The 24,600-nt window shown below is 61.4% G+C and carries 16 protein-coding genes; 6 read left to right on the top strand and 10 right to left on the bottom strand.

The genetic code is table 11. The annotated features are described in order from the left end of the window. The first annotated feature begins 36 nt into the window (after positions 1-36). Entirely contained in the window at positions 37-1,695 is a 1,659-nt protein-coding gene (locus tag IRL76_RS07325; protein WP_200980736.1) for a bifunctional GNAT family N-acetyltransferase/carbon-nitrogen hydrolase family protein, read from the top strand. Here IRL76_RS07325 and IRL76_RS07330 read toward each other — a convergent pair. The 8 genes from IRL76_RS07330 to IRL76_RS07365 are packed head-to-tail and all read right to left on the bottom strand — an operon-like array spanning position 1,692 to position 10,684. Further along, positions 1,692-2,864 carry a polysaccharide biosynthesis/export family protein gene (locus tag IRL76_RS07330; protein WP_200980737.1) on the bottom strand — a complete coding sequence of 391 codons (1,173 nt, stop codon included), beginning with the start codon at positions 2,862-2,864 and terminating at the stop codon, positions 1,692-1,694. The two genes, IRL76_RS07325 and IRL76_RS07330, sit on opposite strands and share 4 nt — an antisense overlap. Next, positions 2,864-4,219: a glycosyltransferase family 4 protein gene (locus IRL76_RS07335; RefSeq protein ID WP_200980738.1), complete on the bottom strand. Its 1,356-nt coding sequence runs from the start codon at positions 4,217-4,219 to the stop codon at positions 2,864-2,866. Before IRL76_RS07335 ends, IRL76_RS07330 begins: the two co-directional genes overlap by 1 nt. 3 nt (positions 4,220-4,222) lie before the next feature. Beyond that, positions 4,223-5,662: an ATP-binding cassette domain-containing protein gene (locus tag IRL76_RS14680; protein WP_200980739.1), complete on the bottom strand. Its 1,440-nt coding sequence runs from the start codon at positions 5,660-5,662 to the stop codon at positions 4,223-4,225. Continuing rightward, on the bottom strand, positions 5,659-6,462 hold the full coding sequence (locus IRL76_RS07345) for an ABC transporter permease (RefSeq protein WP_200980740.1): 804 nt from the start codon (positions 6,460-6,462) through the stop codon (positions 5,659-5,661). Before IRL76_RS07345 ends, IRL76_RS14680 begins: the two co-directional genes overlap by 4 nt. Further along, positions 6,462-7,556 carry a KpsE/RkpR family capsule polysaccharide export protein gene (locus tag IRL76_RS07350; protein WP_200980741.1) on the bottom strand — a complete coding sequence of 365 codons (1,095 nt, stop codon included), beginning with the start codon at positions 7,554-7,556 and terminating at the stop codon, positions 6,462-6,464. Before IRL76_RS07350 ends, IRL76_RS07345 begins: the two co-directional genes overlap by 1 nt. Beyond that, the gene (locus IRL76_RS07355) at positions 7,550-8,788 is read right to left on the bottom strand and encodes a glycosyltransferase (protein WP_200980742.1); all 1,239 of its coding nucleotides are present in this window, start codon (positions 8,786-8,788) and stop codon (positions 7,550-7,552) included. The genes IRL76_RS07350 and IRL76_RS07355 overlap by 7 nt, the downstream gene beginning before the upstream one ends. Next, positions 8,785-9,549, bottom strand: coding sequence for a phosphocholine cytidylyltransferase family protein (locus tag IRL76_RS07360; protein ID WP_200980743.1), 765 nt, complete (start codon positions 9,547-9,549; stop codon positions 8,785-8,787). Before IRL76_RS07360 ends, IRL76_RS07355 begins: the two co-directional genes overlap by 4 nt. 34 nt (positions 9,550-9,583) lie before the next feature. Continuing rightward, complete coding sequence (locus tag IRL76_RS07365) at positions 9,584-10,684, bottom strand: inositol-3-phosphate synthase (protein WP_200980744.1); 1,101 nt, start codon at positions 10,682-10,684, stop codon at positions 9,584-9,586. A gap of 433 nt (positions 10,685-11,117) precedes the next feature. On the opposite strand from IRL76_RS07365, the gene IRL76_RS07370 reads away from it, so the two are divergent. Next, positions 11,118-12,122: a glycosyltransferase family 4 protein gene (locus IRL76_RS07370; RefSeq protein WP_216629289.1), complete on the top strand. Its 1,005-nt coding sequence runs from the start codon at positions 11,118-11,120 to the stop codon at positions 12,120-12,122. On the opposite strand, the gene IRL76_RS07375 is transcribed toward IRL76_RS07370, so the two are convergent. Beyond that, on the bottom strand, positions 12,095-12,991 hold the full coding sequence (locus IRL76_RS07375) for a CDP-alcohol phosphatidyltransferase family protein (RefSeq protein ID WP_246449581.1): 897 nt from the start codon (positions 12,989-12,991) through the stop codon (positions 12,095-12,097). The genes IRL76_RS07370 and IRL76_RS07375 overlap by 28 nt on opposite strands. Positions 12,992-13,098: 107 nt before the next feature. Between IRL76_RS07375 and IRL76_RS07380 the strand changes: the two genes are divergently transcribed. The 4 genes from IRL76_RS07380 to IRL76_RS07395 all read left to right on the top strand — a co-directional run bounded on the left by IRL76_RS07380 (position 13,099) and on the right by IRL76_RS07395 (position 21,877). Then, positions 13,099-14,130 carry a CDP-alcohol phosphatidyltransferase family protein gene (locus tag IRL76_RS07380; protein ID WP_200980746.1) on the top strand — a complete coding sequence of 344 codons (1,032 nt, stop codon included), beginning with the start codon at positions 13,099-13,101 and terminating at the stop codon, positions 14,128-14,130. A 289-nt stretch (positions 14,131-14,419) separates the two neighbouring features. Beyond that, on the top strand, positions 14,420-17,137 hold the full coding sequence (locus IRL76_RS07385) for a M10 family metallopeptidase C-terminal domain-containing protein (RefSeq protein WP_200980747.1): 2,718 nt from the start codon (positions 14,420-14,422) through the stop codon (positions 17,135-17,137). Positions 17,138-17,379: 242 nt separating this feature from the next. Continuing rightward, complete coding sequence (locus IRL76_RS07390) at positions 17,380-19,995, top strand: calcium-binding protein (RefSeq protein WP_200980748.1); 2,616 nt, start codon at positions 17,380-17,382, stop codon at positions 19,993-19,995. Between the two features lie 115 nt (positions 19,996-20,110). Continuing rightward, the gene (locus tag IRL76_RS07395; RefSeq protein WP_200980749.1) at positions 20,111-21,877 is read left to right on the top strand and encodes a cation:proton antiporter domain-containing protein; all 1,767 of its coding nucleotides are present in this window, start codon (positions 20,111-20,113) and stop codon (positions 21,875-21,877) included. On the opposite strand, the gene alaS is transcribed toward IRL76_RS07395, so the two are convergent. After that, the gene (alaS, locus tag IRL76_RS07400) at positions 21,874-24,540 is read right to left on the bottom strand and encodes an alanine--tRNA ligase (protein WP_200980750.1); all 2,667 of its coding nucleotides are present in this window, start codon (positions 24,538-24,540) and stop codon (positions 21,874-21,876) included. The genes IRL76_RS07395 and alaS overlap by 4 nt on opposite strands. Positions 24,541-24,600 lie beyond the last annotated feature (60 nt).

Consider the following 24,600-nt stretch of genomic DNA (forward strand, 5'->3'; position numbering starts at 1 on the left):
CCCGGATTTTCTTTATCCGGACGAAACGAGGGGCAATTGGCCAAGACACCTGCGAAGAAGAAACCTGCTACCCGCCGCAAGGCGAGCGAGAAGTTCGGCCAGCGGCGGCTCGAGATCCGCAATGCACGGATCAGGGACATTCCCGGCATCGCGAACCTCGTGCGGCGGGTCTACAACGACATGCCGGCCTACACCCACGGTGAGGTACGCGGGCAGATCAACAACTTCCGCGAAGGCTGTTTCGTCGCCCTGCTCGACGAGGAAGTCGTCGGCTATTGCGCGACGATGCAGGTGGCCGAGACGCTGGCCTTTCAAGACCACGACTGGGATGAGATCACCGGCAACGGATTCGGCAGTCGCCACGACCCCACCGGCGACTGGCTCTACGGCTACGAAATGTGCGTCGATCCCAAGGTACGCGGCGTGCGCATCGGCCGCAGGCTGTACGAGGAACGCCGTGCCCTGGCTGAGGAGAACGACCTTAAGGGCGTGATCTTTGCAGGCCGGATGCCCAATTACCGCCGGCACAAACGCAAGGTCGACGGCCCACAGGATTACCTCGACCAGGTCGTCGCCGGGAAGATCCATGATCCCGTGTTGCGCTTCCAGCTGGCCAACGGATTCGAGCCCGAACGCGTGCTCGAAAACTACCTGCCCGAGGACAAGGCATCCGAAGCCAATGCCGTGATGATGGTATGGCGCAATCCCTATGTGGAAGCCGACCAGCCGCCCAAGAAGCGCCTGCCCCGCGGAGTGGAGGCAGTTCGCGTGGCGACCTGCCAACTGCAGGCCCGCGCCGTAAAGGACTACGCGGAATTCCTCTCAACCATCGAATATTTCGTCGATGTCGCAAGCGATTACGAGAGCGACTTCATCCTCTTTCCCGAGCTCTTCACCCTGATGCTGCTGAGTTACGAGGAAAAGGAACTCTCCCCAGTCGAGGCGATCGAGCGTCTCTCCGAGTACACTCCGCGCCTGAAGCAGGACATCTCCGACATGGCGATGCGCTTCAACATCAATATCATCGCGGGGAGCCACCCGACCCGCATGGACGATGGGGACATCCATAATGTCGCTTACGTCTGCCTCCGCGACGGTTCGGTGCATGAGCAGGAAAAGATCCATCCCACGCCCAACGAGCGATACTGGTGGAACATCAAGGGTGGCGACAAGATCGACGTCATCCAGACCGACTGCGGCCCGATTGGCGTGCAGATATGCTATGACAGCGAATTCCCGGAACTCAGTCGCCGCCTGGCGGACGAAGGTGCCCGCATCATATTCGTGCCGTTCTGCACCGACAGCCGCCAAGGGTATCTGCGTGTGCGCTATTGCGGTCAGGCTCGCGCGATCGAGAACCAGTGCTTCGTCGTCCTCAGCGGCAATGTCGGTAACCTGCCCAATGTCGGCAACATGGACATCCAGTATGCCCAGAGCTGCATCCTGACGCCGTGCGATTTTCCCTTCGCCCGCGACGGGATTGCCGCCGAAGCGACCGAGAACGTGGAGACGCTCACCATTAGCGACATCAACCTCGCCGACCTCAGCTGGGCTCGTGCGGAGGGTACGGTCCGCAACCTCGCCGACCGTCGCTTTGACCTCTACCGCATCGAATGGGACGAGGACGGCAAGCACAGAGGCAAACCGCGCCCGCGTCGCGAGCCCCTTGGACCTACCGGCCCCGGTGGAGGCTAGAGCGAATTCCCGATTGCGATGGTCGACAAGGCAGCACTGGAAAGGGTCGTGAGGAACTTCTGCAGGTCGGCACCAGGAGCGCTCGACACGTAGAGAACATCGTCGTCGCGAATGGCGAATTCCTGCGCGACGAAGAAGCTCGATGCGTCGGACAGGTCGAGGCGGTAAACTACCGGAACCCTGCCCTCGGGATTGCGTCGCCCGGCGTCCGCCACCTGCGCCGGCAGGACATCGGGATCCTCGAAGCGGAAGACGAAAACGCCGCGAATGTCAGCCCTGTCATCGCGCAGTCCGCCAATCCGACCGAGCGCCTGGGCGAGCGTCAGGCCCGAGCCTTCGAATGGCACCTCGGCATTCTTGGCAACCGCACCGAGGGCAATGAAGCTGTACGGCTGGTGGATCACCGTCAGCACGTCGTTCGCGCGAAGCGGCACGTTCTGCGCGGGGTCGAGGATGACCGCATCGAGCGGCATGGTCGCGGCGGTCGCTCCTCGCGTCAGGCGTACGGTGGTCTTGTCGACATCTTCCGTGGGACCCCCGGCAGCGGCCAGTACGTCGAGAAGACGTTCGCCGCTGGCGGTAAGGGGAACGCGCCTCGTGCTCGCAACCTTCCCGAGCACCGTCACATTGTTGGCCTGGTTCCCCAGCATACGTACCAGAACCTGGGGATCATGCGCCCTACCCCTCAGCCGCCGCGCGATTTCAAGCTGGACGTCTTCGGGAGACCGTCCTGCGACTGCCACCTTGCCCACAAAAGGCACGGCGATATTGCCCTGCTCATCGACTGGCTGTTCGGGGATGGTCGAGCTTTGCGATGCCATCGCCCCGTTTGCGCCTCCGGGCACGACGCTACCGAAGAGCACCGCAGGCGGTGCCTCCCAGATCGTGACGCCTACGATGTCTCCGCTTTCGATCAGCGGAGTGATGCGCGGATCGCCCGCAAACACCTGCGCGAAGCTCGTAGCGCGACGATGCTCCGTCAGGCGATCGGCTGCAGCCACGTCGAGATCGACAACGGCGATATCCGCATTGGCGTAACTCGTCCCCTCAAGCTTGCGGACCGCCCCTGTGCCAGGTCCCGCAGCACCGAATGCGGAGCAACCGGCGGTCGTGATCGCGAGCAGCGAAAGTGCGACGGCTCCGGAAATGTTTGAGGATTTACGTAGCATCACAGGAACCTCGAATAGACCGCCTGAAGGCGATCGCGATAATTTGCCGGACTATACTCGGCTGCCTGAACCATACCTCGCCGGGCGAGATCTTCGCGCAGGCCTCCATCCGCATCGATCGCCCTGATCGCGGCAGTCAAAGCCTGCGGATCATAGGGATCGACGGTCATGGCGGCATCCCCGACAACTTCGGGCAGCGATGACGTGTTCGAACAGATCACCGGGGTTCCCAGCAGCATGGCTTCAAGCGCTGGCAGGCCAAACCCCTCGTACAGCGATGGGAAAAGCGCCGCCTTTGCACCGCGTATCAGGCTAACCAGAAGGCTGAAGGGCACGTAGTCGAGCCGGATAATGTGCTTGCGCGCGCCCCTCCGCCGTTCCGGACCTGTGATGCCGCGGATTTCGGCCATGCTGCCGTTGTCCCAGATTTCTACGCGGCCCTCGTTGAGGAGAGCAAGTTCCCGCTCGGCCTTCCATGCCTGCGCGCCGATAATGACCAGCGGCGTTTCCACTTGGCTGGCGAGGTAGGATTCGATCATGCGACCGATATTCTTCTTCGGCTCCAGCGAGCCCCAGAACAGGAAATAGCCCTTGTGGGGGAAGCCGGTCACGCCTTCGACCTCCCTGGCAACCTGCTCTTCGGGTTTGTCGCGATATTTCGCGGGAATCTGGACAGACTGGTAAGTGTTAGTGATCTTCTCCTCGGGAATACCGACCAGCTCGACAAGGTCGCGCTTGGAGTTCTCCGAGACGGTAACGATGTGGTCCGCGCGACGACCGAGCAGGCGCATGAGCTTCAGGTAACGGCGCTTGTTATCGAGAGTCGTGTAGGGAAGTTTCAGCGGCACTAGATCGTGCATCGTGTAAATGTTCGGTCGCCCCTTGATCGCAACCGGTAGCGGATAGGTCCAGTGCGCAAGGTCGGGTTGTTCGGGCATGCGGATGTTGACCGGACGCTGCCACATCCAGAACGCGCCCTGAGCATTCTTGAACACTTCGTTCGAATTGTAGATCGCGTCGAAATAGGGAAGGCGCGAAGCAAAGGTTCGTGAAACGACCTTGCCGGTAATCGGAACCTGCTTGGCCGAGTAGCTCAGGGGGCCGCGTATCGCCTGCTTTGCTCTTTCGAAAATTTCGAGGAAGCGCGGTTGTTCGACCGGTCCGTCGAAGAAGGCGATCTCATGCAGGAGTTCATCGCGATTGTAGGAGCCACGGTTGCCATAAAGCACCGATACCTTGTGGCCGAGTTCGTGGATCTCGTAGCTCAGATTGCGCGCGTAGGTCGCGACGCCCGTGCCCTTCTCGAGCCCGAGGTTGTAGCCGTCTATGAGGATGTTTTTCTGGTTTGAAGTCATTGTCTAGTTGGAGCGCGAAGGCGCCATCATTTTGTCGTTGGAGTGGGCCAGCTCTGGATAGCGGCGGGACATCGCCTCATTGGTGAGAGGCCAGCGCTCGAAGGCGCCTAGCCGAAACAGGTCCGCCGGCAGGTCATCACCGTCCTCCAGCGAACTGCGGTCCAAGATGGAGCGCCCATCTCCCAGCAGGCAAATCGCTCGTTCCAGCAATGGCTCGAACTGCGCATCGCGCTTGTTGTGTACGGCTGAGAAGGAAATGCCCGAGACAAGGTTTGCGGCCACTTCGTCGAGCGTGCCATCTTCTCGCATCGAACTCCTCACCACCTCTGCTTCGGGTTTGTGATCGCCCGTGAACAGCCACGAAAGCAATTCGATGTCGGGCCGTGCGGGCGGCTGAATGACCGCAGGACCAAGCTGCGGGACGCGCAAAGTCCCCTCGCCCCCTTGAAAGTCCTGTCGAACCATCACGAACTGCGCATGCTCGTCGACGTCGGACAAGGGTTCACCCAGAGCGACAGCGGTGCGGTAGGCAATCTCCGCCTCACCGAAGTTGCCCTGTTCTTTTTCCATATGGCCTAGCTGGGACCAGTAACTGCGCTGGTAGGGATACAGTGCCAGGGCCTTGCCATACTGATCCGCCGCGCGCGGCCAGTCCCTTTCGTCGCGCGCCCAATCCCCCTGCTGCACGAGGGCACGAAACCGCTCGTCGGTCAGCGCAGCATGCTGTGACGAGGCAATCATCAATGCGCGACTGGTGAAGTCGACCGGTACCGGCTGCGAGTGCGTTTCCGCCCCGATCAATTCCTTGTAGGTCTCGTATGCCTCCTCGAATTCCTCGAACAGCGAAAGCTTGGCGTCATGAAGGATTGCCCAGCGATTGCAGTGTTCGCGAACGTATCCGGCATCGTGGGAAATGATGATCATGGCGCGGTCGCCCCGAACATCGAACAGCTCGCGGTTGCAGCGATCGTGGAACCGCGCATCACCTACCGCACCGATTTCGTCGATCAGGAAACAGTCGAACTCGATGATCATCGAAATGGCGAAAGCCAGGCGCGCACGCATGCCCGAAGAATAACTGCGCACCGGCTCCCGCAAATAGGGGCCGAGTTCGGCGAATTCCTCGACGAAGGCGAGATTGCGCTCGAAGTCCTGGTTGTAGATCGAGGTGATGAAGCGGATGTTGTCGATGCCGGTCAATTGAGGCTGGAACGCGCCGCCAAAGGCGAGTGGCCATGACACCGACATGTCCCGCACGATCGATCCGGACGTCGGTTTCTCAGCTCCGCTGACCAGCCGGATCAAGGTCGACTTGCCGGCACCATTGCGGCCCAGGATGCCCAGTCTTTCACCAGGCGCTAGATCGAAGTCGATCCCGTCCAGAACCACCTTGTTGCCAAAGCGTGTGGGATAGGACTTGTGAAGATTGCGGACCGAAATCATTCCGGCACCACACGCCGCGCGACCCAGCGCACCATCAATAGTCCGGCAACCGAAAGCAAAAGGTTGAAGACTAGCAGGTAGCCAACGTCAAAGTGGGCGCGCGCCTGTGATCCGAACCACCCTTCGCGGACCATTTCGACACCATGCACCGTGGGTATCCAGAGGACGACCTTCTGAGCAGCAAGCGGCAGTGCATCGACAAGGAATGCCGCTCCGGAGAGCGGGAACAGCAAGTAGGATGCAGGGTGCCACAACTTGTCGACCAGCTCGCTCCGGTGCGACATGGCACCGAGGAAAATTGCGAGCGCACAGCCGAACCATGCCAGCAGAAGCCACCCGGCCGCTACACCCAGAAAGTCTTCCGGAGGCGCAAGTATGCCGAACGCCATGAAGACGATAGCGAGCACAGCGAACGAGATGGTCGCTCCACCGAATTCAAGTAGCAGGCGCGCCGTGTAGATGTCCAGAACCTTGATGTTGCGGTGGTACATCAAGGAAAGATTGGCCCACAGCGCTCCGATGCAGCGACCCGGCATGTTGCGCCACAAGAGGACACTGGAATAGCCGGTCAGGGCGAATGCGACGATCGGGAGATCGCTTCCGTGCACCGACTTTGTTGCAGTCCAGAGGGCAGTGACCCCCAGAGTGAACAGCATCGGTTCGACGAACAGCCAAAGGAAGCCGATATTGTGCCTGCCGTATCGGGTCAGCATTTCGCGCACCAGCAATGCACCGACCACGCGCCCGTTGATTTGCAGGCTCTGGCGCAGGGGAACTGGTGCGGGCGGGCTTGTCGCCATCAGTCGCGATGCTCCCTGATGCCGACAATCAGCATGGACAGCACACCCCAGGCGAGGATCCCGAAGACAAACGTAGCGAAGATGTTGCGGATGCGGCGCGGAAAGATCGCGTAGTCTGGCAGCGACGGGTTCGAAATCCGCTCGACATAGGCTCGCTTGCGCCGCGCATCGGCTTGCGCATCCTGTTGCGAGGCGAGCGCGATCGCGAGCTGTTGTTCGGCAAATTTAGACGTGAGAGTGAGTTCCTGGAATCGCGCCGCACTTGATGAGAGCGAGCGCGCACCACCCGCGATCTGCTTGGTCTGCCGCGCAATTTCTCGCTCCAGTTCCGCAACCTGTGTCCTGAGGAATGGGATCTGCGACGCCTGCGGCGTATAGGTCCGCATCTGCAACAGCTGGGTCCGTGTCGCGATCAGCTGCTCCTGCAATTGGGAGATCGTCTGCAGGCCGACCTTGGCCTGCAATTCCGGATCGATGATGCCTTGCTGGTCGCGGAAGCGCGCCAGGGCGAGCGATGCACTGCGAGCCTTCTCTCGCGCTTCGCTGACTTCATTTTCGGAGAACCGGACTGCATCTGATTGCGCCCGCCTGGACAGGTCGTTCACAAGCTTTTCAGAAGCTTGCAGCAGCTTCTCGTTTATCTGCTGCGCATCCTTCGCGTCAAAGGCCTCAACGCGAAGTCGCAGGACAGGCACGCTATCGCCTTCCTCGATCGACACCTTGTCGGAGTAGTATTCGTAGAGCTGTTCGAAGCTGCTCCCATTGAGCCCCCCGAACCGGTCGATGAAGAAAATCGCGGGGGAACTGTATGCGTTGCGGACGAGGCCCTGGCGGTCGACCTCCGCAAGTGCCGCACGCGAGCCGAGATACTCCCTGACCGCATTGTTTTCTTCCGTGGCCCCGGCGAGGCTGCCAGAGCTCAGGATTGCACCCAGTGGCGATACGTCGGGCTTGCTGGGACTACGGACGAGAAAGCGGGATTCGGAAACATAGACATCCTCGGCCAGCAGGCCGAAGTAGATCGAAGCCAGCAATGTCGGCAGTGCCACTACCGCCAGGAACAGCGGATTGATGGACTTCATCCTGTTCAGCACTGCACTTCCCGTCCCTGTTCCCCTGACCTGCGGTCACTTGTGTAGATGCCATATTCCCGCCTGGCGCAAGGTTCGGCCCTTGCCGCGGATGCCAGCCATCCTTCGACAGAGGCAAAGTGATCTGCCCAGGTCGGAGATGTGAAGTTACCCACGCAGGCAAGTTGACGCTCGCGTTCGATGCCTTCACCGCAGAAGTCGACGATCGCCTGTTCCCACGCAATCGCGTTTGCCGGGTCGATTAAGGTCGGAATGCCTTGCCCGATTTCGATGAAACTGGGCAAGTCGCTGGCGATGACCGGAACGCCCTGTTGCAGCGCCTCGACCAGCGGAAGTCCGAAACCTTCGGCGAGTGACGGCAACAGCACCGCGCGGGAAGACGACACCAGATGAGCAACTTCCGCATCTCCCAGCCCGCTGCGGACCTCTACGAAGCGTGCAATATCGGCATCCCGCATCAAGCGGTTTCGTACCGCGTGACCACCCAGTCCCCAGCTTCCCACGATAACCAATTTTGGCGTGCCATCGCCAAGTCGCCGAACAAGGCGCGACCAGACATCCAGCAGCAGCATGTAGTTCTTGCGCTTCTCTACCGTGCCGATCGAAACGAAAACCGGCCCCGTCGCCTGTGTCTGGCGGAAAGTGACCGGCTTCCCCTCGGCTGCAAGCGGGGCAACCAGCGTTGCCACCAACCTCGACCCCGTCTTGCGGGCAAACAGCGTCAGTTCCTGCGCGGTAGTATGCGAATTGACCACGATCCCTTCGGCACCTGAGAGTGCACGCATCACCCTGCCCCGATGTCTCGCAGTCTTGTGGGGCGTGGTTACTTCAGGACTGCTGATGGGGATGAGGTCATGCAGGAAATAGGTCGGACGCAATCTGTGACGGCGGACCCAGCGCCAGTGCGCGGCCAAATCGAAGTCCGTGTGACTTACATTGAGGTATCTGGCACCGGCGAAGTCCGCGGCCGGGGCGGTGCCAATGGGCAATCGGCCCATCAGGCGCATGACCACTTTGCGAAACTCGGGACGGGACTGGTCGAGGGCACCAAGCAGACGTTCCGAATTGCCAGCATCCAGGACGAAGGGCCTGCCGCGTACCTGCAGCACGGCCAGAGACTTTGCGGCGAAATGCTTGGCATAGGCATCCGCTACGCGATCAAGTCCGCTCGGGGTCTTGCCTCGCCAGCGACGGCTGACCGCACGAGTCACATCGAGAAGGATCCGATCGCTCACGCCGGCACCGATCCCTGAAATTCGTCCGATGCGAACAGTTCCGGGCATTGTTCCGTCACTTGCTGCCTTGCAAGTTCGAGGTCACGCGCATCATCGACATCGATCCACCATGCGCCGTCAATATCGGTCGTCCATGCACGACCATCGTCGGCAAGACGCTGCATTCCTTCGGAGAGCGAGCCGGCCTTGCCGCCGGCAATGGCCGACGCGATTGCCGCCAGCAGCGCAGGGGTGGCCAGGAATGCACCGCAGTCCACCGCATCATATCGTGTGATCGACTTCCCGATTTTGCGTATCCGCCCGTCGTCGCCCGTCTCGACCCAAGTAGCATCGTCGGGATCCACGAGCGGGGAATCCACTCGCCGATCAATGGCGAGTACGACGCCGTGGTCTGGTACGCCTCGATCCACCAAGGCCTGGAGAACTTGGCGGGAAAACAAATGGTCGGCCATCACCAGCAAGAATTCGCCGGAGAACCCGGCCGCACCGGCCAGCACCGAATGACCATTGGGTAGATTGTAGTCCTGCACCCTCCGGGCTTCGACCAAGATGCCGGCCAGTTCTGCGATCGACGGGAGCGCGGCTTCGATCTCGTCCGCAAGATAGCCTGTCGCTACCACCACCCGGGTAACGCCGACCGATGCAAGCTGACGGACCGCAATCTCCAGCAACGAAAGGCTGTGCAGCCGGGTCAGCGGCTTGCACGGCTCCACCTCACGCAGGCGACTGCCGAAACCGGCAGCAAGTATCAGGGCGTCCATCGGTAACTTCCCGCCGGCAGTTCGGACTAGGCGATCATTCCGCCGCCTGGGCGAAACGCGAAACGTAATCGTCCAGCATGCGGCCCGCCGTGTCCTCGTCGATCTGCTGCGGGGGATGCTTGCAGTAATAGGCGCTGGGCGCAATCAGCGCGCCGCTGTCACCATTGTCCATGGCAAACTTGCAGAAGCGGATGGCATCCATGACGCACGCCGCCGCATTGGGACTGTCTTCGACCGAAAGGCGCAGTTCGAGTTCGACCGGGACATCGCCCCATTGCGTCCCTTCCAGCCTCAGGAAGCACAGCTTGTTGTCCTTCTGCCAAGGTACGTACTCGGAGGGACCGATCTGAATGTTTTCCGCGGCCAGCCGTTCAGCCAATGCAGCCTGAACCGCTTCGGTCTTCGACTCCTTCTTGCTCGTCAGCCGTTGGCGATCGAGCATATTCATGAAGTCCGTGTTTCCGCCCGTATTGAGCTGGTACGTCCGCTCGACCGTTACCCCGCGGGTGGTGAACAGGCTGGACAGGGTGCGGTGGACGATGGTCGCGCCGATCTGCGCCTTGATGTCATCCCCTACGATAGGGAGGCCGCGCTCGCGAAAACGGGATTCCCATTCGGGGTCGCTGGCGATGAACACTGGGATGCAGTTCACCACCGCAACACCGGCCTCGAGCGCGCATTCCATGTAAAATTCGCTCGCTTCCTGAGACCCTACCGGGAGGAAGTTGAGCATGATGTGCGTACCCGAAGCCTTTAGCGCCGCAACAATGTCCGCCTGTGTTGCGTCGGCACCCTCATCGACGATGAAACCGCGTTCACCTGCAGTGGTCATATGCTCCGCAACGCCATCGAGAATCCTTCCTCGGATGACAGTCGCTCCAGTAAGCGGAACGTCTTCGCAGAAGACCTTGGTGTTGTTCGGAGCGGCGAAAATCGCCTCGGCAAGGTCCTTGCCCACCTTGCGCCGGTCGACGTCGATGCCGAGAACGAACCGAACGTCATCGGCGCCGTAACCCCCGACGTAGTCATGGATGAGACCACGGGTCGACGCCTGCCGGGAATAATATGCCGCACCCTGGACCAGCGAACTGGCGCAGTTCCCGACACCGACGATTGCGACGCGAATCGCTGACATGAATTCAATCCTGGTCAAAATATTATTCTAGAAGCGCGCTTGGTTGCGATTTGAAGTAGCGATCTTCAACACTGGCCCAAACAGTAGAAATCAATCCACGGGTCACGAATCACGACAAAGTTCCCGCAATCGACGACAACAACTGGTCAGCTCCAGCGCCCTACCCATTAGACTTGATCGCCCGAAAAACCAACGACCGAAGACATCATTCTCGAATGCACCACGCCGAAATGCCCGTGGTCATGATTTCCTGACCCTATCCTGAATTCGTCCTTGCAGAGCGATCATCCTCTGACGCAAGCGTGACCGCAGAATGCCGACTGTTTGCCTCGACTGCCGATACATCAACGGCTCGCCCAGCGGGATTGGGGAGATGGTCCAGGCACTGGTGGATCATTTGCCTCAACTCGCCCCCGACCTGCAATTTTTCTTCTTGCGTCATCCGGCGATGTCCGGCCCCCTTTCCAACGCCGCCAATGTCACCGAACGTGTCGTCCCCTGGGCGACCAACGGCCCGGCGAACATGTGGTTCTTGCCCTACCTTGCCGACCTTTCCGGCATCGATCTTTTCCATGCCCCGTCGAACATTCTCCCCATGGGACTGGGGATGCCTTGCATCACAACCGTGCATGACGTGATGTGGTTGACCGATCCGGAGCTCTGCAATCCGAAGCCGTGGGGCCTGGCCGAGAAAGCCTTCTACCGCCACGGGATGAGCCATGCGATGGCGAGGTCTACCATCATCCTGACCGTAAGCGAGGCCACACGAACCGGGCTGATCGATCTTGAACCGGCCCTCGCCGCACGATGCCGGGCAGTGCTGCCGGGCTTGTCGGAACGCTTCGTCCGGCGAGCCACCGATCTCGCACAAATCGACCGGATCGGCGTCTCCCGCCCACGCTATGTGCTGACTGTCGGGCAGAACGCACCGTACAAGAACCACGCGCGTGTCCTGGAAGCGTTCGCCTCTGCCTTTTCGTCCGACCAGTCGATTGGCCTCGTCCTGGTCCAGAGGCAGGGTGCATCGAACTCCCGGTTGCAGAAGCTGGCGACCCAGCTCGGCATCGCTGACCGGGTCGACTTCCTGGCACCAGTTGACGAAGACGCGCTCGTCACCCTCTACAATGGTGCGACGGCTCTGCTCCACCCGTCTCTTTGCGAAGGGTTCGGCATGCCGATTGCCGAGGCCATGGCCTGCGGATGCCCCGTCATCACGAGCAACCGTTCCGCCATGCCCGAAGTGGCCGCAGGTGCGGCTCTGCTTGTCGACCCGGAAGACACGGCATCTATTGCCAGTGCCCTAAGGCGGATCGCAACAGATCCGGCGCTCGCTTCAGGCTTGGTGGAACGCGGGATCGCCCGCGCCAGGATGCTCGACTGGTGCAATTTCGCGGCCGCGAACCTCGATGCCTATCGCACAGTGCTCGAGCCTGATTGAAGCGCAGCAGTGAGGGCCCTCAGGTTTCTTCGCGAACGCGCTAGGCTGATGCCCATGACGATGTTGAGAACTACCGCTTCGTAGGCGAAGTACCATAGGGGCGATCCGAACAGCATCGAAACACCGAGGACGAGAGTACGATAGTTGGCGCCGAGCAGGCTGCTTCCTGCGAAGGCGAAAGGTCCGAGGTCGCGCACCAGCCGCGACAGCATCTGGGCACGCGAGGGGTCGGTCGCTGCGTCGTCGATCTCGGATTGCGGTGGAGAGAAGAAGCTCGCGATGCGTAGGTACGTCCGGGCCGCGACGGCCAGAAAATTCGTGCCCGAAGTTTCGTTGCCGGATCTCAGCCACCCCACACCATACGCCCAATACGCGAATTGACGGCGTTGTACTTCGTAGAAATTGGCCTGGACTACCCGACTGACGCCGGCGGCCACCGCGAGGACCCAGACCACCGGCCCAACCTCCCGCGAAGCCGCAGCGGCCAGAAGGACATAAAGGACCGTGTGACCGGCGTAGTCGCAAATCCCGTCAATGATCTCTCCTGACGCACTGACCCGGCCAGTTCGCCGCGCCAGATCGCCATCCGCTCCATCAAAGACATGCCATGACATGTGCAGGCACAAGCCGGCCAGTGCTGCCAGCGGCCAGGCGGGTTGGATGTAGGCAATCCCGGCCAGAACAATTGCCAAACTGCCAAGGACGGAAACCATGTTCGGAGTGACAACCGTGCGGGCAAGCGACCGTGCGAGATACGCGGCGACCGGATGGTACAGCGCGCGGTCAAGCGGGTTCTGTAGCTCGACGATCCGCCCTTCCGGAGAAGTCGGCAAGTGCTTGCCAGAGTTGGCGTTATCGGAAGCGGGCACGAATCTGCTTACCTGCTGTGGGCGGGTTGCCCGGCTTGATCTTGGCGGACTTGTCGGTAGACGGCGATGCAATTCCCCTACGACAATTGCAAGCCATCACACCCAAGATGTCAGCCCCCACTCCTGCCGCGATAACCTTCCCGTCCGAGCGCGCGGCAAACTTTCTCGTTGCAGGCGTACCTGCGACAGCCAGAGCCATGTTGCAGTTCGCGAAGGTCCATGGCGGGGAAAACAGGCAAGTAATTGTCGCCGTGCCCGGAGGCTGGTCGCCCTCCCCACTGACCGTGCGCGAGATACATCGCCTCGCGCCGGGGTTCGAATTGCTGGCGGTCGACTCGTGCGGCCTCGGCGAACGCCCACTGATTGGTGGCGATACGCTGCAGACACCGGGAGAGGTTTCGCCAAATGCGGGGGATGCGGATGTGCCGACCCTGCAAGCGCTCGGGCGCAGGATCGTCGCCAGCACCGGCAAGCCGACCGACGGAATCGTCTCGCGACACCTCAACCGACCGATTTCGCAGTTCATCACGCGCCTCGTCCTGATGGTTCCTGCGGCACGCCCATGGCATGCGACCTTCGCGGCAGGCCTGCTGGGTATCGCGATGTTCGTTGCACTGATCAGCGGTGGTTCGCAGGGGCTGCTGGTCGGCGCTGCATTGTTCCAGCTGGCTTCCATCGTCGATGGAGTGGACGGCGAAATGGCGAGAGCCACCTTCCGCAGTTCAGCGGCCGGTGCGATGATGGACAGTCTCACCGATACCGCAACCAACCTCTGTTTCGTCGGCGGCGTCAGTTTCAACCTGTTCACTGCCGGCGAGGAGACCGCCGGTCTTGCAGGCCTTGCCGGCGGTATCATCCTGGCTCTGGGCAGTGCCATCCTCGCCATCCAGTCGCGACGCGACGGTGGCGACCTGACTTTCGATGCGCTCAAGACGCGCTTCGGGCAGCGCCCCTCCGCCGTCAGGCGTTGGTTGACCTACATCACCATGCGGGATTTTTACGCCTTTGCCGCCTTCCTTGCGATCGTGGCAGGCCTTGCGACCGCGCTCCTCTACGTCTTCGTGGCGGTGGCCATCGGCTGGTTCGTCGTCCTTTGCTGGACACTGCTCACGACCTCGACATCAGTTAGGCAAGGTTAATCAAAGACCTGTCACATTGCCCATGTCCCGGTGAAGTTGGCGATTCTGCGCTGGCTTCCCGGCACATCGAGGGGTTGAAGATCGGTTTAACCAATCTTGGGCTAGCGACTTTAAGAAAAGCAATGCCAATGATTTGGGACGATATCGTCCAGCCATCGTGAGTTACTTCGAACTTGCGATTGTGTCGGAATGCGCCGGAAGGCAAAAGGTAGTTCTGTTGGAGCCGCGCTCCTTTGGCTTTCAGGGATGAGCCATTCGCGAGCGGCGGGTTTAGGGTAAGGGTCGAGTGATGGACGGGCAGACTTTCAGGTTGAACGAAACCTTCGATGGGGACGACACGTTCTCGTTCGATTTCCTCGATAATACAGGCAATCCGCTGGCTGGTGAAAGCGTCCATGCCGGAGGTTGCATTTGCCCCGCATGCCTCGCCCATGATGGCGGCAAGCTGTTCCAGCCGGGCACCGGGATTTCCGGCGCGGAGGACACCATCCCCGGCAGCACGCTCACCACCGCGACTCTCAGCCCCGGCAGCTACCAGACGAGTGCCATCGACACTCCGGGTGACAGCGACTGGTTTCGCATCACGCTGACGGCAGGCCAGACTTACACCTTTTCGACCTACCTGCCGGGCGGCGGCCTGGTCGACAGTATCCTGAACCTGCGCAACTCATCCGGTGGGATCGTCGCAACCAATGACGATGCCAATACCGATGCCGGGCTGTACTATTCCGAGATCACCTTCACTGCCACGACCAGCGGGACCTATTATCTCGACGTCACCGGTTACGACACGGCCACGGGCGACTATTACGTCACCAGCTCGCGTCCGGTTGCAGATGCGGCAGGATCCACCGCCGCAACCGCTTCGTCGATTGTAGTTGATGGAGCGATTGTCAGCGCCTCGCTCGAGCAGACGGGTGACCACGACTGGTATGCCGTCACTCTTCAGGCCGGGCAGACCTACGAATTCGTCACGAGCGCCACCGGCGGAGCAAGCGATGTCGATACCACGCTGACCCTGCGGACCGCTTCGGGCAGCGTCCTTGCCTTCAACGACGACAGTTCCGGAACATATTCGCGCATCCGTTTCGTCGCGCAAACTTCAGGCACGTATTATATCGACGTGGCCGGCTGGGCCGAGGGAGAGCAAGGCACATATCACCTGTCTGCGGGCATTGCCGAGCCGCTCAGCGAGTATTCGAACGACCAGATCGCCGACCAGCTGCTCTACGGCTACTGGGGCGGACAGGGCGCCGGTCGTCATTTCAACGTCGGCATCGGCGGCACGATTACCGTCAATGTCACGGCTTTGACCACTGACGGTCAGTTCCTCGCACGCTCCGCCCTGACGCTGTGGAGCGACGTGCTCGGGATAAATTTCTCCGAGGTCTCGAGCGGTGGCCAGATAGTGTTCGACGATACCGAAAGCGGTGCTTTCGCGACTTCGACGACGTCCGGCGGTTTCATCATCAGCTCGCAGGTCAACATCTCGACCGACTGGCTGGTTTCATCGGGCACGACGCTCGACAGCTATTCCTTCCAGACCTACCTTCACGAGATCGGCCACGCGCTCGGCCTGGGTCATGCGGGTAATTACAACAACACCGCCGATTACACGAGCGATGCCAGCTATCTGAACGATTCCTGGGCCACGACCGTGATGTCGTACTTCGATCAGTCCGAGAACACGTTCTTCCAGGCCCAGGGATTCACGCGAGTCTTCGCGGTTACCCCGCGCGCGGCGGACATTGTCGCGATCCAGGAAGCTTATGGCGTGGCCAACTCGACCCGCACCGGCGACACTTTCTACGGTGTCGGCAATACTTCGGGACGTGACGTCTACGGTGTGGGTGATGCCGCTACCGATCAGTTGGGCCGTTTGCTCGCATTCACGATTGTGGATCACGGCGGCGTCGACACTCTCAACTATTCGAGTTTTGCGACAGCCCAGGTCATCAACCTGAACCAGGAAACCTATTCGAACGTTGGCGGCAGCGTCGGCAACATGACGATTGCGCGCGGAACGGTGATCGAAAATGCGGTCGGTGGGTCAGGTTCCGATCAGCTAATCGGCAATGGTGTTGCCAATCGCCTCACCGGTCTTGGCGGCAATGATTCGATTGACGGCGGATCGAACGTAGACACTGCGGTGGTTCGCGGTTTGCGGTCGGCATATACGGTGACCCAGACCTCGACCGGTGTTTTCCAGGTCACTGGGCCCGATGGGACCGACACGCTGCGCAATGTCGAGTATCTCCAGTTCGACAATGCCACGCTGCGCCTGCTTCCCGGCACCGGCGTCTCGGTCAACTTCAACACCGCCGACCGCAGCGTCTACCAGTCCGCGATGAACAACATCCGCGACTTCGACGGCAATGCGCTGGGCGGCAATGGCGGATGGCTGCGTATCGGCAGCGCCGACGTCAACGGCGACGGCGATGTCGACCAGATCCTCGTCAACCGCACCATCGGCCGCTTCGCCACTGTCGGCACCGCACCCGACGGCCTCGTCTACTTCGCCGACCATGGCTGGGCCGGCGAGACGCGCGTTGCCGGCATCTACATCGATCCGCTGGTTGCCGCGGGCCAGGTCGTCGCAGGCTCGGCCAACGACAGCCAGCGACGCTTCCAGAACGATCTCCAGATCGAGAACATCAACCGCGTGCTGGGAGCCGACGACTACGATGGCGACGGGCTGCAGGAGGTCTATTTCGCGCTGACCGACGGGACGGCGTACCTCCATGCCTACATGCATGCCGACGGCAACATCCGCTATGCCAACTACCAGAGCCAGCAGCAGGTGATCGACTACCTCACCGCCAACGGCTTCGCCCCCTCCACCTGGGCAGGCTGGTTCCCGGCAGGCGCGGAGCCCGCCGGCGACATCGCCAAGGCGTTCGACACAGGCCTGACATCCAGCGATGTCCCCAATGGCCTTGGCGAAGGCATCCTCGCCCCGCACATCGCAGACAACCACGCACTGCCGACAGGGGAACTGTTCTTCTAGGGAAGCCCGAAGGGTTTTCGGGCTTCCCGGAAGTAATTTTTCAGAATTTGGCCGACAGGCAGGGTTCCGTCTAACAGATACGGAAGCCGTGCACTTGCACGTGCAAATATCGGACAAGGTCAATTCTTGGAATTGACCACTAAATTGGCTGTGATAATCAAGTTTCAGGGGGGCACGGTGATCGCTGCCCGTAGAAAATAACATAGGTCCGCACAGGGCCCGAAACGAGTGGAAATCAGCCGATGCCAGCCACACTAATCTCGACCCAGGGCGACGAGGACTGGACCCTCAGCGCCGATGGAACCATCATCTATGTTGCGGGGAACGACGGTTACCTTCGGGTCTATGATTCACAGACCGGCGCCCTCCTCTACCAGGTACAGCTGGGCAGTGATCTTGGTGCCATCTCTCTATCCCCTGACGGGTCGCACCTCGCAATCGTCGAAGAAATTGCCGAGAACGTCCAGCAGACGCAGAACTGGACCAGCAATACCGCCGATGTGAGCCTCTACGTCGTCGATCTGGGGACGTTTTCCGCCACTGCCTACACCTATACGGTAACCGGAAGCGACTACACCTTCTCCGACGTCACCTGGAGCGACGCGGATACCCTGCAGGTGTCGCAGAACATCCTTCCCGGGTGGAGCGGCTGGGCACCATTGTCGACCGTCGAACTTGCTGATGGCAGCAGAACTCTGAGCGGTAGCTATTATGCAGGTCTCGGCTCTGCGGCGTCGCTGCTGACCATACCCGATTCCAATGTCGTCCTGCTTGGCCAGTTGGGATTGTCGTCCGCCGAATATTTCCTCATCGCTCCGAACGGCTCGAGCACGGCCAGCAACGGCATCTACGAGAACAACGTCTATGGCTACGCCGAGGGGATCGAAGCTGCGTCCGGCGTCACTGCGGATGACCGTATCATCATCGTCACCGGTGGCGGCGCGCACCTGTATACCGGCACGATGCAATATGTTGGCGACCTGTCCAGCATCTATCCGTCGCTCGGCTATGCCCAAGGTGTGGCGTTCAGCCCTGACGGACAGCGCATTTTCTTCCTTGATGGCCAGAACCAGGCTGTCGTGGTCGTCGACGCCTACAATTACGCTCTCGTTGGCAGCGTCTCCGTATCCGGCGTAAATTTCGCCACCCTTCATTGGGGAGCCGAAATCGTGGTCTCCGCCGACGGAGAAGGGTTCTACTACAACACAGCTCAGGGCATCGTCCACGCGACCATCGACCTGCCGGATCTCGGCACTGAGGGGCCAGACACGCTGAACGGTACGCCTGGTGACGACATCATCAATGGGCGTGGAGGCGCAGATACGATCTACGGCCTGGCCGGGGACGACTGGCTGATTGGCGGTGCAGGCAACGATAACCTCTTCGGAGGAACCGGGCTCGATATTGCAAGCTACGAAGATGCCCCCTCGGGCGTCACTGTGGACCTTGCGATAACGACTGCGCAGGCCACCGGCGGGGCAGGCAGCGATACGCTGGCCGAAATCGAAGGTCTGAGTGGTTCGCTTTACAATGACACCCTGTACGGAGACGGTGGCAATAATCTGCTGCTCGGCTTCGACGGTAACGACTTGCTCCGTGGCCGCGGCGGCGATGACGATATCTACGGTGAAAACGGCAACGACTCACTTTACGGGGATGCCGGTATCGATTGGTTGTTCGGCGGCGATGGCAACGACCTCCTCGATGGCGGAACCGGCGCCGACCGGCTCGAAGGTGGCAATGGCGATGATATTTATGTCGTCGACCATTTCGGTGACGAGATCATCGAGACCGCAACCGGCGGCAACGACACCATGCGAGTTTATGGCTTCGACGCGGTGATCGCGAGCTCCGTGGAAACCCTCGTCATCATGGAGGGTGCATTCAACGCCACCGGCAATTTCGTGGCCAACACCCTGATCGGTTCGAGCGAGAGCAACATCCTCACCGGTCTTGGCGGCAATGATTCGATTGACGGCGGATCGAACGTGGACACAGCGGTGGTTCGCGGTTTGCAGTCGGCATATACGGTGACCCAGACCTCGACCGGTGTTTTCCAGGTCACTGGGCCCGATGGGACCGACACGCTGCGCAATGTCGAGTATCTCCAGTTCGACAATGCCACGCTGCGCCTGCTTCCCGGCACCGGCGTCTCGGTCAACTTCAACACCGCCGACCGCAGCGTCTACCAGTCCGCGATGAACAACATCCGCGACTTCGACGGCAATGCGCTGGGCGGCAATGGCGGATGGCTGCGTATCGGCAGCGCCGACGTCAACGGCGACGGCGATGTCGACCAGATCCTCGTCAACCGCACCATCGGCCGCTTCGCCACTGTCGGCACCGCACCCGACGGCCTCGTCTACTTCGCCGACCATGGCTGGGCCGGCGAGACGCGCGTTGCCGGCATCTACATCGATCCGCTGGTTGCCGCGGGCCAGGTCGTCGCAGGCTCGGCCAACGACAGCCAGCGACGCTTCCAGAACGATCTCCAGATCGAGAACATCAACCGCGTGCTGGGAGCCGACGACTACGATGGCGACGGGCTGCAGGAGGTCTATTTCGCGCTGACCGACGGGACGGCGTACCTCCATGCCTACATGCATGCCGACGGCAACATCCGCTATGCCAACTACCAGAGCCAGCAGCAGGTGATCGACTACCTCACCGCCAACGGCTTCGCCCCCTCCACCTGGGCAGGCTGGTTCCCGGCAGGCGCGGAGCCCGCCGGCGACATCGCCAAGGCGTTCGACACAGGCCTGACATCCAGCGATGTCCCCAATGGCCTTGGCGAAGGCATCCTCGCCCCGCACGTCGCAGACAACCACGCACTGCCGACCGGGGAACTGTTCTTCTAGGGAAGCCCGAAGGGGTGGATGCGCGCGGCATCCGGCTGCGCGCCTCTGCTTCAGCTATGGATGGGTTCGCTCCATGTGGTGACTTTGGCCGGGCAGCCGCCTAGACCAAGTTCCCATGGCCTCAGCCGAACTTGCCTCCCCCGCCCTGTCCGACGCGCTCGTCATTCTTGGCGCGGCAGGGCTCGTCATCCCCGTTTTCACGCGTTTCCGGATAACGCCAGTCATTGGCTTCATCCTGATCGGCATCCTTGTCGGCCCCTATGGGCTCGGCCGGCTGGTTTTCGAGCATCCTTGGCTCAACCACATTACGATATCCGATCCCGACTCACTCGAGATCTATGCAGAGTTCGGGATTATCCTGCTCCTGTTCACCATCGGCCTGGAATTGAGCTTCAACCGTCTGTGGGAAATGCGCAGGCTGGTGTTCGGATTGGGCGCGCTCGAACTGCTGGTAATAGGAACCTGCGCGGCGACGTTCCTGTCGATGATGGGCCAGTATTGGACCGGCGCGCTGGCTCTGGGCTTCGCGCTGGCATTCTCTTCGACTGCGATCGTGTTGCCCATTTCGGGAACCAGCTCGCCGGTAGGACGCGCAGCGCTTTCGATGCTGCTGTTCGAAGACATCATGATCGTCCCGATTATCTTTGTCCTGGGTGCGATAGCCCCCAATGCCGACGCTGAAGGGTGGGAAGGCCTGCTCACGACGCTGTGGCAGGGGGGGCTCGTCATCGCGGCTATGATGGTGCTGGGACGCTTCGCCCTTCCGCGCCTCTTCGGTCAGGCAGCGCGAACCAAGAGCCCCGAACTGTTCCTAGCCGCATCGATGCTGGTAGTAATCGGTTCGAGCTTGGCCACGGCTGCGGTGGGATTGTCACCAATCGTGGGTGCGCTGATCGCAGGGCTGCTGATTGCCGAGACCGAATACCATGGTGAGGTCGAGGCCATCATGGACCCGTTCAAAGGGCTTGCACTCGGCATTTTCCTGATCACCGTCGGCATGAGCATTGACGTCGCAACAATCTGGGAGAACCTCGGCACCATCATTGCAGCAGTAGTGACCATCCTTCTGTTCAAGGCTCTGGTGACCGGAATCCTCCTGCGCCTCATGGGTGCACGCCGTAGCACCGCCGCTGAAACCGGCATCCTCATGGCAAGCCCGTCCGAAACCACCCTGATCGTGCTTGCCGCAGCAAGTTCGGCGCTACTCATCCAGCCCGGCACCGCGCAGTTCTGGCAAATCGTCACTGCGGTCGGCCTGACCGTCACCCCCCTTCTGGCCCTGCTTGGCCGGGTCATCGCGAGAAGGGTCGAACCGGTGCCGGAATTGCCGCCCGAGGACGAAGGCGAAGCTCGCGTCATCATCGTCGGCGCAGGGCGCGTCGGTCTTCTCGTCGCGCAGATGCTGTCCGCCCACAAGAAACCCTATGTCGCACTAGATGCCGATCCCGACCTGATCGAGAGCGCCAAGCGCGAAGGCTATCGCGCGGTGTTTGGTGATGCTGCACGGGGGGATGCGATGACCCGGCTTGGTATCGATCATGCCGTTGCGGTCGTGCTGACCATGGATGAACCGGTTCTTGTCCAACGGCTTGTCACCAAGCTGAGGAACGAACACCCCGACCTGCTGATCGTGTGCCGCGCGCGCGACGTGGAACATGCCGCAGCGCTCTACCGCGCCGGCGCAAGTCACGCAGTGCCGGAGACACTCGAAAGCTCGCTCCAGCTTTCGGAAGCGGTGCTGGTCGACATCGGCGTCGCCATGGGGCCGGTGATTGCCTCGATCCACGAAAAGCGCGACGAATTCCGCGCCCAGATCGAGGAGGAAGGCGCGCTCGACTACAAGCCCAAGCTCAGGTCGAGCACGGCCGACGCAGCAGCTTAGGCGGGTGCCTTAGCCAGGGCATCCTTGACCGCCGCGATCGCATCTGCCGCCTTCGAGCCGTCGGGGCCACCGCCCTGTGCCATGTCAGGGCGACCGCCACCGCCCTTTCCGCCCAGTGCTTCGACGCCGATACGAACGAGATCGACCGCGCTGAACCGGCCGGTCAGGTCGTCCGTAACGGCGACAGCGAAGGCACCCTTGCCCTCGTTGACGGCGCAGACAGCGGCGATGCCGGAGCCCATGCGCTTCTTGGCATCGTCGAGCAGCGGACGCAGTTCGCGCGGATCGAGGCCTTCGATAACCTGACCGGAAAAGGTCACACCGCCAATATCCTCGTCGGCAGAGCCGGAATCTCCTGCTCCGCCGCCTCCGCCGAGCGCAAGTGCACGCTTCGCTTCCGCAAGTTCCTTTTCGAGGCGACGACGTTCCTCGACTAGCGCGGAGACGCGAGCAGGCGCCTCGTCGGGCGAAGTCTTGAGAGCGCTGGCGATTGCACGCACTGCCTCGTCGCGTGCGACCAGCCACTGGCGAGCCGCCTCGCCAGTCATGGCCTCGATGCGCCGCACGCCCGAGCTGACGGCGCTTTCCGAAACGATCTTGAAGACGCCAATATCGCCGGTCGCGCGAACGTGGGTGCCGCCGCACAGTTCGACCGAGTAGTTACGACCTTCGCCGCCCTTGCGGCCCATCGAGAGCACACGAACCTCGTCGCCGTACTTCTCGCCGAACAGAGCGAGCGCGCCTGCGGCAACGGCATCGTCCGGAGTCATCAGGCGCGTGCCGACCGACTCATTGGCGCGGATTTCGGCGTTCACTTCAGCTTCGACCGCCGCAATGTCCTCTTCAGACAGCGGCTTGGGGTGCGAGAAGTCGAACCGGAAGCGGTCGTCCGCCACCAGCGATCCCTTCTGCGTCACGTGCCCGCCCAGGCGGTTGCGCAGTGCGGCGTGGACAAGATGGGTCGCCGAGTGGTTCGCGCGGATGCGGTCGCGCCGGTCGGCGTCAATAACGAGGTGGACGGCATCGCCTACCTTGACCGAGCCCTTTGCAACCTTGCCGACATGGGCATGAAGACGGCCAAGCGGCTTGTTGGTCGTGCTGACCGCAATCTCCAGACCCTCGGGCGTCCAGATGCGTCCGGCGTCGCCCGTCTGGCCACCGCTTTCGCCGTAGAAGGGCGTCTGGTTGGTCAGGATGACGACCTCGTCACCCGCGGCGGCAGACTGCACTTCCTTGCCATCCTTCACGATGGCGACAACTGCAGCCTCGCCCGTGGTCGAGCTATAGCCGGTGAACTCGGTCGAGCCTTCGCGTTCGGCGATGTCGAACCAGATTTCCTCGCTCGCTGCCTCGCCCGAACCCTTCCACGCGGCGCGTGCGGCAGCCTTCTGCTGCGCCATCGCCTCGTCGAACCCATCCTTGTCGACGCCGATGCCACGGTTGCGCAGTGCATCCTCGGTCAGGTCGTAAGGGAAGCCGTAGGTGTCGTAGAGCTTGAATGCGGTTTCGCCGGGAAGCGTGCCGCCCTCGCCCATGTCGGCGGTCGCTTCGTCGAGCAGCTTGAGGCCGTTCTGGAGCGTGCGGCGGAACTGGGTTTCCTCGCGCTCGAGCACTTCCTGGATCAGCGCCTGGCCGCGGACGAGCTCAGGATAGGCTTGGCCCATCTCGGTCACCAGAGCAGGCACGAGGCGGTGCATCAGCGGCTCGCTTGCGCCGAGCAGGTGCGCATGGCGCATGGCGCGACGCATGATGCGGCGCAGGACGTAACCGCGGCCTTCGTTGGACGGCAGTACGCCGTCGGCCAAAAGGAAGCTGGTCGAGCGCAGGTGATCGGCAATGACGCGATGGCTCGCCTGCTGTGCGCCTTCGGCCTTAACGCCGGTGAGGCTCTCGCTCGCACCGATCAACGCCTTGAACGTGTCGGTATCGTAGTTGTCGTGCACGCCCTGCATCACTGCGGCGATACGCTCGATCCCCATGCCCGTGTCGATGCTCGGCTTGGGCAGGTCGGCAACGATCTCGTCGGCCTCCTGCTGGAACTGCATGAAGACGAGGTTCCAGATCTCGACGAAGCGATCGCCATCCTCTTCCGGCGATCCCGGAGGGCCGCCCCAGATATGCTCGCCGTGGTCGTAGAATATTTCCGAACACGGACCGCAGGGACCGTCCGAACCCATGGCCCAGAAATTGTCCTTGGTCGGGATGCGGATGATCCGTTCTTCAGGCAGACCGGCAATTTTCTTCCACAGGTCGAAGGCCTCGTCGTCCGTGTGATACACGGTCGCGGTCAGCCGGTTCGCATCGAGACCCCACTCCTTGGTCAGCAGGGTCCACGCATGGTGGATCGCCTGCTCCTTGAAGTAGTCGCCGAAGCTGAAATTACCCAGCATCTCGAAGAAGGTGTGATGCCGCGCGGTGTAGCCGACATTGTCGAGATCGTTGTGCTTGCCCCCGGCGCGGACGCACTTCTGCGAGCTGGTCGCGCGCGGCGCGGGCGGGGTTTCGAGCCCCGTGAAGGCGTTCTTGAACGGGACCATGCCGGCATTCACGAACATCAGCGTCGGATCGCTGAAGGGCACGAGCGGCGCGCTGGCGATTTCCGCGTGGTAATTGGACGCGAAATAATCGAGGAAACTGCGGCGAATGTCGTTGGTCGAAGTCATGAGGGCGCAGTTAGGCAATCGCTCAAGCGCCGACAAGCCGGAAAGGACGGTCAGACTGTG

This window comes from Qipengyuania soli (genome assembly GCF_015529805.1).
GTDB classification, from domain to species: Bacteria; Pseudomonadota; Alphaproteobacteria; order Sphingomonadales; family Sphingomonadaceae; genus Qipengyuania; species Qipengyuania soli.

Bases quoted from the DNA above. Each gene is read 5' to 3' on its own strand.
- IRL76_RS07380 (WP_200980746.1), top strand. From the start codon at position 13,099: ATGTCAGCCCCCACTCCTGCCGCGATAACCTTCCCGTCCGAGCGCGCG.
- IRL76_RS07385 (WP_200980747.1), top strand. From the start codon at position 14,420: ATGGACGGGCAGACTTTCAGGTTGAACGAAACCTTCGATGGGGACGAC.
- IRL76_RS07335 (WP_200980738.1), bottom strand. From the start codon at position 4,219: ATGACTTCAAACCAGAAAAACATCCTCATAGACGGCTACAACCTCGGG.
- IRL76_RS07345 (WP_200980740.1), bottom strand. From the start codon at position 6,462: ATGGCGACAAGCCCGCCCGCACCAGTTCCCCTGCGCCAGAGCCTGCAA.
- alaS (WP_200980750.1), bottom strand. From the start codon at position 24,540: ATGACTTCGACCAACGACATTCGCCGCAGTTTCCTCGATTATTTCGCG.
- IRL76_RS14680 (WP_200980739.1), bottom strand. From the start codon at position 5,662: ATGATTTCGGTCCGCAATCTTCACAAGTCCTATCCCACACGCTTTGGC.
- IRL76_RS07360 (WP_200980743.1), bottom strand. From the start codon at position 9,549: ATGGACGCCCTGATACTTGCTGCCGGTTTCGGCAGTCGCCTGCGTGAG.
- IRL76_RS07365 (WP_200980744.1), bottom strand. From the start codon at position 10,684: ATGTCAGCGATTCGCGTCGCAATCGTCGGTGTCGGGAACTGCGCCAGT.
- IRL76_RS07390 (WP_200980748.1), top strand. From the start codon at position 17,380: ATGCCAGCCACACTAATCTCGACCCAGGGCGACGAGGACTGGACCCTC.
- IRL76_RS07330 (WP_200980737.1), bottom strand. From the start codon at position 2,864: ATGCTACGTAAATCCTCAAACATTTCCGGAGCCGTCGCACTTTCGCTG.
- IRL76_RS07395 (WP_200980749.1), top strand. From the start codon at position 20,111: ATGGCCTCAGCCGAACTTGCCTCCCCCGCCCTGTCCGACGCGCTCGTC.